General features: G+C 68.8%; 14 protein-coding genes and 1 pseudogene. 11 read left to right on the plus strand and 4 right to left on the minus strand.

Features of this window, described 5'->3' with window-relative positions; all coding sequences use genetic code 11:
• From IT40_RS29290 to lpxB, 5 genes and pseudogenes are all read left to right on the plus strand, one after another.
• Positions 1 to 655: pseudogene (locus IT40_RS29290) on the plus strand (hypothetical protein); the annotation flags it as partial.
• Between the two features lie 127 nt (positions 656 to 782).
• Positions 783 to 1,211 (plus strand): 3-hydroxyacyl-ACP dehydratase FabZ, encoded by a 429-nt coding sequence (fabZ, locus tag IT40_RS15065; RefSeq protein ID WP_370362694.1) that lies wholly within the window; start codon positions 783 to 785, stop codon positions 1,209 to 1,211.
• Entirely contained in the window at positions 1,204 to 1,989 is a 786-nt protein-coding gene (gene lpxA, locus IT40_RS15070; protein WP_036756798.1) for an acyl-ACP--UDP-N-acetylglucosamine O-acyltransferase, read from the plus strand. Before fabZ ends, lpxA begins: the two co-directional genes overlap by 8 nt.
• Before the next feature lie 10 nt (positions 1,990 to 1,999).
• Positions 2,000 to 2,797, plus strand: a complete 798-nt coding sequence (locus IT40_RS15075; protein ID WP_036756803.1) for an LpxI family protein — start codon at positions 2,000 to 2,002, stop codon at positions 2,795 to 2,797.
• A 166-nt stretch (positions 2,798 to 2,963) separates the two neighbouring features.
• Positions 2,964 to 4,127, plus strand: coding sequence for a lipid-A-disaccharide synthase (gene lpxB / locus IT40_RS15080; RefSeq protein WP_036756947.1), 1,164 nt, complete (start codon positions 2,964 to 2,966; stop codon positions 4,125 to 4,127).
• Here lpxB and IT40_RS15085 read toward each other — a convergent pair.
• Positions 4,102 to 4,452: a RidA family protein gene (locus IT40_RS15085; RefSeq protein ID WP_036756808.1), complete on the minus strand. Its 351-nt coding sequence runs from the start codon at positions 4,450 to 4,452 to the stop codon at positions 4,102 to 4,104. The two genes, lpxB and IT40_RS15085, sit on opposite strands and share 26 nt — an antisense overlap.
• A 27-nt stretch (positions 4,453 to 4,479) precedes the next feature.
• Positions 4,480 to 5,226 (minus strand): sulfite exporter TauE/SafE family protein, encoded by a 747-nt coding sequence (locus IT40_RS15090; protein WP_036756811.1) that lies wholly within the window; start codon positions 5,224 to 5,226, stop codon positions 4,480 to 4,482.
• Between the two features lie 341 nt (positions 5,227 to 5,567).
• On the opposite strand from IT40_RS15090, the gene IT40_RS15095 reads away from it, so the two are divergent.
• The 5 genes from IT40_RS15095 to IT40_RS15115 all read left to right on the plus strand — a co-directional run bounded on the left by IT40_RS15095 (position 5,568) and on the right by IT40_RS15115 (position 9,641).
• The gene (locus IT40_RS15095; protein WP_147307245.1) at positions 5,568 to 5,849 is read left to right on the plus strand and encodes a hypothetical protein; all 282 of its coding nucleotides are present in this window, start codon (positions 5,568 to 5,570) and stop codon (positions 5,847 to 5,849) included.
• Between the two features lie 243 nt (positions 5,850 to 6,092).
• A complete protein-coding gene (locus IT40_RS15100) occupies positions 6,093 to 7,190 on the plus strand; it encodes a sulfate ABC transporter substrate-binding protein (protein ID WP_166436073.1) in 1,098 nt (365 codons plus the stop codon).
• 3 nt (positions 7,191 to 7,193) lie between these two features.
• Positions 7,194 to 8,033: a sulfate ABC transporter permease subunit CysT gene (gene cysT / locus IT40_RS15105; protein ID WP_036756820.1), complete on the plus strand. Its 840-nt coding sequence runs from the start codon at positions 7,194 to 7,196 to the stop codon at positions 8,031 to 8,033.
• Entirely contained in the window at positions 8,026 to 8,913 is an 888-nt protein-coding gene (cysW, locus tag IT40_RS15110; RefSeq protein WP_181180931.1) for a sulfate ABC transporter permease subunit CysW, read from the plus strand. The genes cysT and cysW overlap by 8 nt, the downstream gene beginning before the upstream one ends.
• Positions 8,914 to 8,921: 8 nt before the next feature.
• Positions 8,922 to 9,641: a sulfate/molybdate ABC transporter ATP-binding protein gene (locus IT40_RS15115; RefSeq protein ID WP_036756950.1), complete on the plus strand. Its 720-nt coding sequence runs from the start codon at positions 8,922 to 8,924 to the stop codon at positions 9,639 to 9,641.
• A gap of 35 nt (positions 9,642 to 9,676) precedes the next feature.
• Here the strand turns inward: IT40_RS15115 and IT40_RS15120 are convergent, their stop codons facing one another.
• Together IT40_RS15120 and IT40_RS26805 are read right to left on the minus strand one after the other, a co-directional pair.
• Complete coding sequence (locus IT40_RS15120) at positions 9,677 to 10,198, minus strand: hypothetical protein (RefSeq protein ID WP_052095984.1); 522 nt, start codon at positions 10,196 to 10,198, stop codon at positions 9,677 to 9,679.
• Positions 10,195 to 10,770, minus strand: coding sequence for a helix-turn-helix transcriptional regulator (locus IT40_RS26805; protein WP_052095986.1), 576 nt, complete (start codon positions 10,768 to 10,770; stop codon positions 10,195 to 10,197). Before IT40_RS26805 ends, IT40_RS15120 begins: the two co-directional genes overlap by 4 nt.
• 736 nt (positions 10,771 to 11,506) lie before the next feature.
• Here IT40_RS26805 and IT40_RS30510 point away from each other — a divergent pair.
• Complete coding sequence (locus tag IT40_RS30510) at positions 11,507 to 13,342, plus strand: hypothetical protein (RefSeq protein ID WP_052095988.1); 1,836 nt, start codon at positions 11,507 to 11,509, stop codon at positions 13,340 to 13,342.
• The last annotated feature ends 46 nt before the right edge of the window (positions 13,343 to 13,388 follow it).

Here is a 13,388-nt window from a genome sequence, read left to right on the forward strand (position 1 = left end):
GGTCTGGCTCTGGGGCCGCGGCTTCGAGGGCGGCGGGCCGCAGCTCGAACTGCTGCGCCGCATCGCGCATTGGTCGATGCAGGAGCCGGAATTGGAAGAAGAGGCGCTGCTGGCCGATGTCGGCGGCGAGCTGACGGTGACGATCACCCGCCGCACCATGAACCCGACCGCCGGCCCGGTGACGATCACCCGCCCCGATGGCCGGACCGAAGAGGTGGCGCTGGCCGAGGCCGGCCCCGGCCGCTTCACCGCGCGCTGGACCGCGCCGGGGCCTGGGCTCTACCGGCTGGCGGATGGCGAGATCAGCCGGGTTCTGGCGCTCGGCCCCGCCGCGCCGCGGGAGTTCGAGGAAACCGTCGCCTCGGGCGCCGTGCTGGGCCCCTTGGCCCAGGCGACGCAGGGCGCGGTGCTGCCGCTTTCCGACGGCATGCCCGGCCTGCGCACGGTGCGCGAGGGACGGCCGGCGCATGGCCAGGGCGTGGGCGGGCCGTGGATCGCCATCGCCCCGCGCAATGCGGCCTCGGTCAGCGGCATGACCCATCGCCCGCTGCTGCCCGGCTGGGCCTGGCTTGCGCTGATCGCCGGGCTGGCGCTGGCCGGCTGGCTGGCCGAGGGCCGCGGCCGGCTGCGCGCCCAGGCGGCGGCAGGGGGCTGACGCGCGAAACTTGCCAAGATCGCGCGCCGTTGCTAGGCAAATGAAAACATTCCAAGAGGACCGCATGGCCGCCGCCCCGAACGATGACCAGACCGCCTATATCCCGCCGACCGAAGTCGATCTGGCGATGGTCAAGCGCATCCTGCCGCATCGCTATCCCTTCCTGCTGGTGGACAGGGTGCGCGACATCGTGCCGGGCGAAAGCTGCGTCGGCGTCAAGAACGTGACCTCGAACGAGCCGCATTTCGAAGGCCATTTCCCGCAGGAGCCGGTGATGCCCGGCGTGCTGATCATCGAGGCCATGGCGCAATCGGCCGCGGTGCTGGTCGGGGTGACGCTGGATCTCGCCGACAAGGGCATGGGCACCTATTTCATGTCCATCGACAAATGCCGCTTCCGCCAGAAGGTGGTGCCGGGTGACGTGCTGGAACTGCACATGAAGACCCTGCGCGGCGGCGGCAAGATCTGGAAGTTCGAGGGCCGTGCCCTGGTGAACGGCCAGCTCGCCGCCGAGGCCGAGGTGATGGCCATGCTGAACCGTGGCGAGAATGGCTGAGACCCGCATCCATCCCTCGGCCGTCGTGGACCCTGCCGCGAAGATCGGCGCGGGATGCGAGATCGGCCCCTTCTGCGTCCTCGGCCCCGAGGTCAGCCTCGGCCGGGGCGTGGTGCTGAAATCGCATGTCGTGGTGGCGGGCGAGACCGCGATCGGCGACGAAACCATCGTCTTCCCCTTCGCCTCTCTGGGCGAGGTGCCGCAGGACCTGAAGTTCCGGGGCGAGCGCACGCGGCTGGAAATCGGCGCCCGCAACCGCATCCGCGAATATGTGACGATGAACCCCGGCACCGAGGGCGGCGGCGGCGTGACCCGCATCGGCGACGACGGGCTCTTCATGGCCGGCAGCCATGTCGCGCATGATTGCCGGATCGGCGACCGGGTGATCCTGGTCAACAACGCCTCGGTCGCCGGCCATTGCGTGCTGGAGGACGACGTGATCGTGGGCGGGCTGTCGGGCGTGCATCAATGGGTGCGCATCGGCCGCGGCGCGATGATCGGCGCGGTGACGATGGTGACGGCGGACGTGATCCCCTTTGGCCTGGTGCAAGGGCCGCGGGGCCATCTGGACGGGCTGAACCTGGTGGGGCTGAAGCGCCGCGGCGCCTCGCGCGAGGACATCCACGCGCTGCGCGACATGTTGGCGCAGCTGGGCCGGGGCAGCTTCCGCGACACCGCCCGGCACCTGGCCGAGGCCGAGAACGGGCCGATGGTGCGCGAGGTGCTCGACTTCATCCTCGGCCCCTCGGACCGCAGCTTCCTGGCCCCCCATCCGTGAGAGCGCATCCATGAGCCGCATCGCCCTGATCGCCGGCGAGGGCAGCCTCGCCCCCGCCATCGCCGCGGCGCTGGACCAGCCGCTGGTCTATGCGCTGGACAACCTCAGGCCCGAGGTCGAGGCGAAGCCCTTTCGCCTCGAACGGCTGGTGCCCTTCCTGGACGAGCTGGCCGACCAGGGCGTGACGCAGGCGGTCTTCGCCGGCGCCATCCGCCGCCCCAAGATCGAGCCCGAGCTTTTCGACCCCCGCACCCTGACCATCGTGCCGCGCATCCTGATGGGGATGCAGTCGGGCGACGACGCGGCGCTGCGCGCGGTCCTCGACGTCTTCGAGGAAGCGGGAATATCCATCTGTTCCGTCGACCAGATCCTGCCGGACCTGGTGCCCGGCGAAGGCGTCCTGGTGGGCGAGCCCGGCCCGCGCGACCAGAAGGACGCGGCCCGCGCCGCCGAGATCGTCGCCGGGCTCGGCGCATTGGACATCGGCCAGGGCGCGGTGGTGGCTCAGGGGCTCTGCCTTGCCGTCGAGGCGCTGCCGGGCACCCAGGCCATGCTGGAATTCGCAAGGCTGCATGCCGGGCTGAAACCCGATCCCAAGGGGGCTGGCGGCGTGCTCTACAAGGCGCCGAAACCCGGCCAGGACCGGCGCATCGACCTGCCGACCATCGGCCCCGAGACCGTGACCCAGGCCGCCGAGGCCGGGCTGGCCGGGATCGCCTGGGAGGCGGGCAGCGTCATCCTGCTGGACCGGACCGAGGCAATGCGCCGCGCCCAGGCGGCGGGGCTGTTTCTCTGGGCGCGCGGGTGACATGAGTATTCGGGACACGGTGAAAGAGGCTTGCTTCACCGTTTCGCAAATACTCAAGTGACAGGGCCGCGAGAGCGGCGGGAGGGTATTTGGAGAACGAAGAAGTCCAGGTCGCTTCTCTGTTCTTCAAATACCCATGTCGGGGCATGGCAAGCGGAGCGGCGCGATGAAATTCTTCCTGATCGCGGGCGAGCCTTCGGGCGACAACCTGGGCGGTGCCCTGATGGCCGGGCTGAAGAGCCTTGATCCCGGCGCCGAATTCCTGGGCGTCGGCGGTCCTGCCATGGCGGCGCAGGGGCTGGAGAGCCGCTTTCCCATGGAAGAGCTGAGCCTGATGGGCATCTGGGAGGTGCTGCCGAAATATCGCGCGCTCAAGGCGCGGATCGCCGAGACCGCCCGCGCCGTCGCCGCGGCCCGGCCCGATGCGCTGATCACCATCGACAGCCCCGATTTCTGCCTGCGCGTCGCGCGCCAGGCGCGGGCGCTGCACCCCGGCCTGCGCACCATCCATTATGTCGCGCCCTCGGTCTGGGCCTGGCGGGCGGGGCGGGCCGGGAAGATGGCCGAGGTGATCGACCATGTGCTGGCCATCCTGCCCTTCGAGCCGCCGCTGATGCGGGCGGCCGGCATGAGCTGCGATTTCGTCGGCCATCCCATCGCCGCCGAGCCGGTGGCGGGCGCGGCCGAGGCGGCGGCCTTTCGCGCCGCGAACGGCATTGCGCCGGATGCGCCGCTGGTCCTGTGCCTGCCGGGCTCGCGCCGGACCGAGGTGGGCCGGCTTGGCCCGCGCTTCGACGAGGCGCTGATCCGGCTGCGCGACCGGGTGCCGGAGATCCGCGTGGTGATCCCGACCGTGCGCGGCGTCTCGGTCCTGGTGCGCGACATGGCGCGGCGCTGGCCCACCGCGCCCGTCGTGGTCGAGAACCCCGAGGAGAAGCGCGCCGCCTTTGCCGCCGCCGATCTGGCGCTGGCGGCCTCGGGCACGGTCAGCCTGGACCTGGCCGCGAACGACGTGCCCATGGTGATCGGCTATGACGTGGCGCCGCTGAGCCGGCTGGTCATCGGGCTGTTGCTGCGGACCGATACGGTGACGCTGGTCAACCTGGTCAGCGAGACCCGCGCCGTGCCGGAATTCCTGGGTCGCAACTGCCAGCCGGGGCCGATGTCGCAGGCGCTGTTCCGGCTGATCGAGAACGGCGATGAGCGGGCCGAGCAACTGGCGGCGATGGCGCTGACCATGGAGCGGCTGGGGCGCGGCGGCGAGGCTCCGGGCCTGCGCGCCGCGCGGTCGGTGATGGCGGCGATCAGTTCTGCGCCGCGACCACGATGATCTCGACCTTGTAGTCGGGCGTCGCCAGCGCCGATTCGCCGGTGGCGCGGGCAGGCGCGTGGCCGGGGGCGACCCAGGCGTCCCACACCGCGTTCATCTCGGCGAAATCGCCCATGTCGGCCAGCCAGACCTGCGCCGACAGGATGCGGGTCTTGTCCGAGCCGCATTCCGCCAGCAGCCGGTCGATCTGGGCCAGCACCTCGCGGGTCTGCTCGGCCACGGGTTCGCCCGGCTTGCCGACCTGGCCGGCCAGGTAGACGGTGCCGTTGTGGACGACCGCCTGGCTCATGCGGGGGCCGGTCTCGATGCGCTTGATCTCGGACATGGAAAATCCTTTCGGGTTGGGCTGGCGTCAGAAGAGCCGCCAGAAGAACAGTGCCGTCATGCCAAAGCCGATGGCCGCGATCAATGCCCGTAGCGCCGGGACCGGGATGCGCCGCGCCACCGGCGCGCCCAGGTAGCCGCCCAGGATGGTGCCGAGGCTCATCACCGCCGCGGGCCACCAGGCGACCTGCCCGCCCGCCGCGAAGATCGCCAGCGAGATCACCGACAGCGCGAAGGACAGCCAGTTCTTCAGCCCGTTCATCTGGTTCAGCTGCGTCATGCCCCAAAGCGCGAACAGCGCCAGCAGCACGATGCCCAGCCCGCCGTTGAAATAGCCGCCGTAGATCGCCACCGGCACCATGGTCCCGGCGCCGAAGGGCGCGGCCGCGTTGCGGTGCTGCGCCGCCCATTCCCGCACCTGCGCGCCCCAGATGAAGACCGAGGTCGCCGCCAGCAGCAGGAAGGGCACCAGCACCGCGAAGGCCTGGTTCGAGGAGACCAGCAGCAGGCACGAGCCGACGATGCCGCCGGCCAGCGTCCAGAAGGTCAGCCGCAGCACCAGCGCGCGTTCGATCTGCGCGATCTCGCGCCGGAACCCCAACGCGGCGGACAGATAGCCGGGCAGGGCGGCGACCGTGCTGGTGGCATTGGCCGAGACCACCGGCACGCCGCTGGCGACCAGCGCAGGGAAGGTGATGAAGGTGCCGCCCCCGGCGACGGCGTTCAGCATTCCGCCAAGGAAACCGGCGGCAAGCATCAGCAGGGTATCGGTCATGCCGGACGGCTCCTCTTCGTGGCGGGCGCCCATGCTTAGCCCTGCGGCCCTTGGGCGTCCAGCCGCCGCGGGCCGGGCAGGAAAGCGCCCGGAGGGGGCTCCGGGCGCTGTCGGCTAGAAGATGCCGGTCAGGTAAAGCAGGATGATGACGAAGATCGGAACGCCCAGAAGCCAGGCGATGATGCCTTTCATTATTCTCTCCCTTGCTGGTCGAAAGCGGAACGCGACCCGAGGGCGATGGTTCCCGCGGCGCCTTGCCTGAAAAAATCGCCATCCGCCGGGAATGGATCGCGCCGTGCCGCGTAATCCCCCTGCAACCTTCGGATCAAAGGATGAAGCGCATGGCACATTTTCGCATGATTCTGACGGCGGCCGCATTCGCGGCGACCCTTCCGGCAGCGGCCCTGGCGGATGACGACGACTTTCCCCGCCGTTTCCACCGGGACGGGGTCGAGCGGCTGTTGCTGCGCGTCCCGGACGGCTGGGCCTATCGCGGCTGGTGGCAGGGCGACGACGACCGCCGCGCCTTCCGCCATCGCGGATGGGGCGATGACGACGACGATGATCGCCCGAGGCGGCGGCGGAGGCGGGATCGCGACGACGACGATGACGACGACGATTGAGGAGGGGGCGAACCCGCCTGATCCGCTAGCAAGGCCGGCCCCGAACGGGCCGGCCTTGTCCCGTCAGCGCCCCTGCCGCATGAACGGCGATTGCGGAAAATTTTCCATACACAATGTAAGGAATTGATATTTAATTATAATAAAAACGATGGGGGAACGCGTCTTTATCTTGCAATAAACGATAAACTCTGTCGTAATTATGGTCATGAAGCTCCCGTAAGCAGAGCAAGGAGGACAAGCATCATGACCCGCATCGTTCCCGCAACCGATAATCCGACGGCCGATGGCCGGTCGATTCGCTCTCGCGGCGCGGAGGAGTCCAGGTGCAGGGGTGCCGGTCCGGCGGCACCGGGATTGCGGCGCATCGCGGCGATCGTGGCCAGCGTGGTCGGGCTGGGGCTGGCCGGCCCGGTCCATGCCGACAACAGCCTGCTGAACGTCAGCTACGACCCCACGCGCGAGCTTTACCGCGAGGTGAACGCCGCCTTCGCCGCGAAATGGCAGGCCGAAGGGCATGCGGCGCCGACCATCGAGACCTCGCATGGCGGCTCGGGCGCGCAGGCGCGCTCGGTGATCGACGGGCTCAAGGCGCAGGTGGTGACGCTGGCGCTGGCCTCGGACATCGACCAGATCGCGACGCGGGGCCTCTTGCCCGAGGACTGGCAGTCGCGCCTGCCGCACAACAGCGCGCCCTATACCTCGACCATCGTCTTCCTGGTGCGCGAGGGCAATCCCAAGGGCATCCAGGACTGGGGCGACCTGGTCAAGGAAGGCGTCGAGGTCATCACCCCGAACCCCAAGACCAGCGGCGGGGCGCGCTGGAACTATCTTGCCGCCTGGGCCTGGGCGCAGAAGAACGGCCAGGACCCCAAGGGCTTCGTGACCGAGCTGTTCAAGCATGTCCCGGTGCTTGACAGCGGCGCGCGCGGCTCGACCACCACCTTCACCCAGCGCGAGATCGGCGACGTGCTGCTGGCCTGGGAGAACGAGGCCTACCTGGCGCTGAACGAGCTGGGCGAGGACAGGTTCGACATCGTCGTGCCCTCGGTCTCGATCCTGGCCGAGCCGCCGGTCGCCATCGTGGACAAGAACATCGCCGATGACGAGCAGAAGGTGCTGGCCGATGCCTATCTGGCCTTCCTCTATTCGCCCGAGGGGCAGGCGCTGGCCTACAAGCACTATTATCGCGCCTGGGACGACAGCGCCGCCGATCCCGAGGACGTGGCGCGGTTCCCGCAGCTCGATCTGGTGAGCATCGCCGATTTCGGCGGCTGGAAACAGGCCCAGCCCGAGCATTTCGGCGACGGCGGCACCTTCGACCAGATCTATTCGGGGCAATGACCGATGGCGCTGGCGTTCCGCTTGCAGAAATCCCCCATGCCGGGCTTTGGCCTCGGCATGGGCATCACCCTGGCCATGCTGTCGCTGATCGTCATCCTGCCGGTCGGCGCGCTGCTGGCACGGGGCATCAGCTACGGCCCCGAGGCGGTCTGGGCCACGATCAACACGCCGCGGGTCTGGGCGGCGCTCTATCTGTCCTTCCGCCTGGCCTTTCTGGCCGCGCTGGTCAACCTGGTCTTCGGCACGCTGCTGGCCTGGGTGCTGGCGCGCTATGACTTTCCGGGCCGGCGGCTGGTCGACGCGCTGGTCGACCTGCCCTTTGCCCTGCCGACGGCGGTGGCGGGCATCGCGCTGACCGCGCTTTACGCGCCGAACGGCGTCTTCGGCAGCATCGTCCGGGACCTGGGCGGCAAGGTCGCCTATACGCAATGGGGCATCCTGATCGCGCTGATCTTCGTCGGCCTGCCATTCGTCACCCGCACCGTGCAGCCGGTGATCGCCGAGATCGAGCAGGAAGTCGAGGAAGCCTCGGCCACGCTGGGGGCGGGGCGGTTCCATACCCTGCGCCGGGTGATCCTGCCCATGCTGCTGCCCGCGGCGCTGACCGGCTTTGCGCTGTCCCTGGCGCGCGCGGTCGGCGAATACGGCTCGGTCATCTTCATCGCCGGCAACCTGCCCATGAAGACCGAGATCGCGCCGCTCTTGATCGTCATCAAGCTCGAGGAGTTCGACTATGACGGCGCGGCGGCCATCGGCATCGCCATGCTGCTGATCTCGTTCGCCATGCTGCTGGCGATCAACCTGATCCAGATCTGGAGCCGGCGGAGGATCGGCCATGTTTGACAGCACGCTGCACGCTGCCGCCAGCGAAAAACCCGCGAAATGGCGTCCGGTGGCCGAGGAAAGCCGGCCGGTCCGCGTCCTGCTGATCGCCCTGGCGCTGGGCGGGCTGGCCGTCCTGGTGGTGGCGCCGCTGGCCGTGGTCTTTGCCGAGGCCCTTGCACGCGGCGCGGGCCAGGCGCTTGCCTCGCTCACCCGGCCCGAGGCGACCTCGGCCATCCGGCTGACGCTGATCGTCGCGGCGATCTCGGTGCCGGTGAACGCGGTCTTCGGCATCGCCGCCGCCTGGACGATCACCAAGTTCGACTTTCGCGGCAAGGCCTTCCTGATCACGCTGATCGACCTGCCGTTTTCCATCTCGCCGGTGGTGGCGGGGCTGGCGCTGGTGCTCTTGTTCGGCACCAACAGCCTGATCGGCGGCTGGCTGGTCGCCAGCGGCTTCCCGATCATCTTCGCCCTGCCGGGGATCGTGCTGGCCTCGATCTTCGTCACTTTCCCCTTCGTCGCGCGCGAGCTGATCCCGGTGATGATCGAGCAGGGCCGGGCCGAGGAAGAGGCGGCGCTGACGCTGGGCGCCTCGGGCTGGCGCACCTTCCTGACCGTGACCCTGCCCAACATCAAATGGGCGCTGCTTTACGGCGTGCTGCTGTGCAATGCCCGCGCCATGGGCGAGTTCGGCGCCGTCGCGGTGGTCTCGGGCAAGATCCGCGGCCAGACCGCGACCATGCCGATCACCATCGAGATGCTCTACAACGAATATCTTTCGGTCGCCGCCTTCAGCCTGGCCGCGGTGCTGGCGGCGCTGGGCCTGCTGACGCTGGCGCTCAAGACCGTGCTGGAATGGCGCCACGCCGACCAGCTTGCCGCAACGCGCCGCCATTGAGGTGTCCCATGCATATCGAGATCGATGAAATCGCCAAGAGCTTCGGTTCCACCACCGCGCTGCATCCGGTCAGTCTGGCCATCCCCTCGGGGGCGCTGGTGGCGCTGCTGGGGCCTTCCGGCTCGGGCAAGACCACGCTTCTGCGCATCCTGGGCGGGCTGGAGTTCCCGACGTCCGGCCGGGTGCTTTTCGACGGGCAGGACGCGACGGGGCTGACGGTGCAAGAGCGCCGCGCCGGCTTCGTCTTCCAAAGCTATGCGCTGTTTCGGCACATGACCGTGTTCGAGAACATCGCCTATGGGTTGCGCGCCCGCCCGCGCCGCTCGCGCCCCAACCGGGCCGAGATCGGGCGCCGCGTGACCCGGCTTCTGGACCTGATCCAGCTGCCGCAGATCGGCGGGCGCTTTCCCAGCCAGCTGTCGGGCGGCCAGCGCCAGCGCGTCGCCCTGGCCCGCGCGCTGGCGATCGAGCCGCGCATGCTGCTGCTGGACGAGCCCTTCGGCGCGCTGGATGCCCGCGTGCGCAAGGAATTGCGCCAGGGCCTGCGCGAGATCCACGACAGCACCGGCCTGACCACGGTCTTCGTCACCCACGACCAGGACGAGGCGATGGAACTGGCCGACCTGGTGGTGGTGATGTCCATGGGCCGGATCGAGCAGGTCGGCCGCCCGCAGGACATCCGTGCCCGCCCGGCGACGCCCTTCGTGCGCGAGTTCATCGACGCCTGACGCGGCGGCGGCGCGCGCGCATCCCGCGCGCGCCCTCAGTCGATCGGATAGTCGTATTGGCGCAGGAAGCGCCAGATGTTGCGGTTCAGCTGGGACAGCATCTCCAGGTCCTGGTCCAGCCGCAGCATCTCGTCGCTGCCCAGGGTCTGCTTGCGGCCCATGTGGATGCGGTCGCGCCGGTCGGCGATCCGCATCAGGATGGTCGAGACCGAGCCGTCCTCCTGGAAGGACCAGATGCTGTGGTTGTAGCGGTGGCGGACGGCGGACAGCCGGGCGAAGCGCGCCGTCAGCTCCAGCAGTTCCTGCTGCTCCTGCCCGGCGGGCAGGCGCAGCTTCGCAAGACGCTCGACCATCTCGATGCGGCCGCGCGTCGACGTGACCGACAGAAAGACCACCACCGCGGCGCTCTTGTCCATCCCGGTCAGCCCGGCGAGCATGTGGATGAGCAGGCTTTCGGTATTGCTCCAGGCGTAGTTCAGCCGCCCGACCCGCAGCAACACGGCATCCAGGTCGGGTTCGACCGCGCTGGCCCCGGCTGTCGGCGGCGGCGCCGTCACGATCGTAATGCGCGATAGCGCATGGCGGCCTCGGTGCGGTTGTGGGCGCCCAGGCGCAGGCTGGCATTGCGCAGGTGCAGCTTGACCGTATGGACCGACAGGCCCAGGCTCAGCGCGATGCGCTTGTTGGACTGGCCGTCGGCGACCAGGCGCAGCACGTCCTGCTGGCGCTGGGTCAGGCCAAGCTCGTCCGGGACCGCGGCCGGCATCGCGACGCCGGCCGAGGACATGATCTCGGGAAAGATGTAGTTGCCGCCATGCGCCACCAGCTTGATGACGGAAAGCCAGACGTCGAGCCGGATGTTCAGCGGCAGGATGCTGGCAGCGCGCCGCCGCAGCTCGGCATCCTCGTAGCAGGCCCGGCCGAAGGCGCCGGTGCAAAAGGCGATGGCCAGCGCCACGTCGTTCAAGGCCAGCAGATAGGTGCGATCCTCCTCGGTCAATCCGCGCATGGTCGGTTCGTCCAGAACCAGCAGCGTCGGCCTTTCGCCGGTCAGTTCGGACAGGCTGCGGAAGTCGTCGAAGGACAGTGCGGCCGCCACGGTGATATGACCCAGCTCCTGACTGGTCACTGAAATCAGGCTGTGGGAAAAGTTGCATTGCGTTCCGACAAAGAGAACCTCTGCCGTTCCACGCGCAGGCCGGCCAGACAGCGTACGAATTTCACTGGATACGCCATCGCAAGATGCCATGTTCATGTCATTCCTACCTTCTTGCGTATGGTTTTACTCCCCCGTCCCGGTCGGCCCTCCCAAGCCGACCGGACGGTTCAGCCTAGCAAGTTTTCGCCCGGCCTTAAAGGAAAGAGCGAAAGATAAGTTCAAGAATCACCACAACTTAGTTGTAATATGACCGAGCCACTCCCTCCAAGGTAGAGGCGCCGCTTCGGCGCTTGTCCTTTTGGCGAGGTCGGCCGGGACCGGGCCCGGTGCCCCTGGCGAAAGGGATTAATCCTTTCGGGCGATGCGGGGGATGTCCGGGGCCGGTCGGCTATAGGTCCAATAGGGGTTCTTCGGGTATTCGGGCAGCCCCCCTCTAGCCTTTTCGAGCAGCTAGGCCGAATCGGTGGGCGGGGCGTAGCCTTCCTTCAGGTCGGCGAACCGGGTTTCCTCCGGGCCGGCCGCAGGGGGCCGCGCAGGGTGGTATGCGGATCCCCCTTATCAGCAGCAGGACGGGGACGGTCGTGCCGTCGTGACGGTGGGCATTTGCCCGGCGACCGCAACCGGCTTGCCTTCATCCACCGAAACCGGGCGGGCAGGCGTGCTTGTGAAGGATCTGGCCGCATCTCCCCCGCCTCTAGAGGAGGAAATGACGATGGTTGGCAGCCGCAACATGAATCTCTTCGCCTGGCCGATCAACAACCAGAACCAGGATCAGGACCAGGATCAAGACCAGGATCAGGGCCAGGGTCAAGGTCAGGGCCAGGGACAGGGCCAGCTGAACAAGCAGGGCCAGGATCAGGACCAGGACCAGGGTCAAGGCCAGGATCAGGGCCAGGGCCAGGACCAGGGCCAATCCCAGACCCAGAGCAACGCGAACGACAACGCGAACTCCAATGCCAATGCGAACAGCAGCGCTTCCGAGACGCTTGCCTATAACGCTGCGGGCAACGTGGCGGGCAACCTTGCCGGCAATGCGGCCAAGAACAAGGCCGACAACGACGCCAGCAACGATGCGCATAACGACGCCAACAACGACGCGCGCAACGATGCGACGAACGACGCCTACAACAAGGCGGTGAACACGGCCTATAACAACACCGACGTCGAGACCAACGTCTCGACCAATGTCAGCGTGGGCCTCGACCTGGAGGGGTGGCAGCCGACCGACAATGACTATGCCGACATCGACCTGAACAACGCGCATGGCAGCATGGGCGATTTCCTGGTCAACCGCGACGGCAACATCAGCATCGGCACCGATGACATCAATATCGAGAACGTGCTGAACAACGCCCTGAACGGCGGCGGTGCCGACGTGGGCATCATCATCCCGCAATCCGGGACGATGAACGACCAGGACGACCTGAGCGACGCCCATGTCTCGAACAATGCCGACTTCAACCAGAACGGCAGCGTCAACGGCGGCACGGCCACGGCCGAGCGCGGCATCGATGCCGGCAGCGAAGGCGGCCGGGGCGGCAGCGGCGGCAGCGCCGACGGCGGCTCGGGCGATGCGGATGCCGATGGCGGCAAGGCACTGGCCTCGGGCAGCCATTCCGATGGCGGCAACGGCGGCGACGCCGCGGCCTGGGGCGGCGACGGCGACGGCGGCGGGGCCCTTGGGCTTGGCCTGGGCGCCGGCCAGGGCGGCTCGGCCGATGGCGGCGATGCGGCGGGCCTTGGCGCCGGCATCGGTGCCGGGCTGAGCGGTGACGCAAGCGGCGGCGACGCCGGGGCCGGCAGCCTGGCAGGCGCGCTTGGCGCCGGGGCCGGTGGTCCGGGTGGTGCTGGCGGGGCCGGTGGCTCGGGCGGCGGCACCGGCTCGGCCGATGCCGGTCCGACCGGCGCGCTTGGCCTGGGCCTGGTCGGCGTGGGCGTCAACAGCGACAGCGGCAATGGCGGCACCTCCGGCGACGGCGGCGACGGCGGCGCGGGTGACGCGGGCGGCGCCGGCGGCATCGGTGCCGGGATCGGCGCGGCGCTTTCCGCCGCGGCGGCCATGGCGGGCGATGCGACCTCGGGCGATGCCGGCGGCGCGGGCTTCGGCGCTGCCCTGTCGGCGGCCGGCAACGGCGGCCGTGCGGACGGCACCGGCGAAGGCTACGGCGATGCCGTGGGCGGCAACGGCCTGGGCGGTGCGGCCAATGGCACCACCGGCGGCGCCGGCGGCGCGGCCAGCTCGACCGGCGGCTATGCCCTGGGCGGCAGCGGCATGAACACCAGCAGCGGCAATGGCGGCGCCGGCGGCCAGGTGATGTCGGGCGACGGTGGCTATGCTCATGCCGGCACCTGGGGGTCGAACAATGGCGATGACGGCTATGTCAACGGCTATTCGACCGCCTCGGCCGACTCGATCCTGGATACCTCGGCGTTCAACCAGAGCATCGTGATGGGTGCGAACGTGCTGGGCAACACCGTCGACATGACCGTGGTCGGCGGCGATCTCAGCTCGTCGGTGATCGGCCAGGACGATCTGGGCTGACAGGCCCCCACGCGAACGTCCTGCGCAGGGTCTTCCTGCGCAGGTT

The organism is Paracoccus versutus, assembly GCF_000763885.1.
GTDB classification, from domain to species: Bacteria; Pseudomonadota; Alphaproteobacteria; order Rhodobacterales; family Rhodobacteraceae; genus Paracoccus; species Paracoccus versutus.

Bases quoted from the DNA above. Each gene is read 5' to 3' on its own strand.
- fabZ (WP_370362694.1), top strand. From the start codon at position 783: ATGGTCAAGCGCATCCTGCCGCATCGCTATCCCTTCCTGCTGGTGGAC.
- lpxA (WP_036756798.1), top strand. From the start codon at position 1,204: ATGGCTGAGACCCGCATCCATCCCTCGGCCGTCGTGGACCCTGCCGCG.
- IT40_RS15075 (WP_036756803.1), top strand. From the start codon at position 2,000: ATGAGCCGCATCGCCCTGATCGCCGGCGAGGGCAGCCTCGCCCCCGCC.
- lpxB (WP_036756947.1), top strand. From the start codon at position 2,964: ATGAAATTCTTCCTGATCGCGGGCGAGCCTTCGGGCGACAACCTGGGC.
- IT40_RS15085 (WP_036756808.1), bottom strand. From the start codon at position 4,452: ATGTCCGAGATCAAGCGCATCGAGACCGGCCCCCGCATGAGCCAGGCG.
- IT40_RS15090 (WP_036756811.1), bottom strand. From the start codon at position 5,226: ATGACCGATACCCTGCTGATGCTTGCCGCCGGTTTCCTTGGCGGAATG.
- IT40_RS15095 (WP_147307245.1), top strand. From the start codon at position 5,568: ATGGCACATTTTCGCATGATTCTGACGGCGGCCGCATTCGCGGCGACC.
- IT40_RS15100 (WP_166436073.1), top strand. From the start codon at position 6,093: ATGACCCGCATCGTTCCCGCAACCGATAATCCGACGGCCGATGGCCGG.
- cysT (WP_036756820.1), top strand. From the start codon at position 7,194: ATGGCGCTGGCGTTCCGCTTGCAGAAATCCCCCATGCCGGGCTTTGGC.
- cysW (WP_181180931.1), top strand. From the start codon at position 8,026: ATGTTTGACAGCACGCTGCACGCTGCCGCCAGCGAAAAACCCGCGAAA.
- IT40_RS15115 (WP_036756950.1), top strand. From the start codon at position 8,922: ATGCATATCGAGATCGATGAAATCGCCAAGAGCTTCGGTTCCACCACC.
- IT40_RS30510 (WP_052095988.1), top strand. From the start codon at position 11,507: ATGACGATGGTTGGCAGCCGCAACATGAATCTCTTCGCCTGGCCGATC.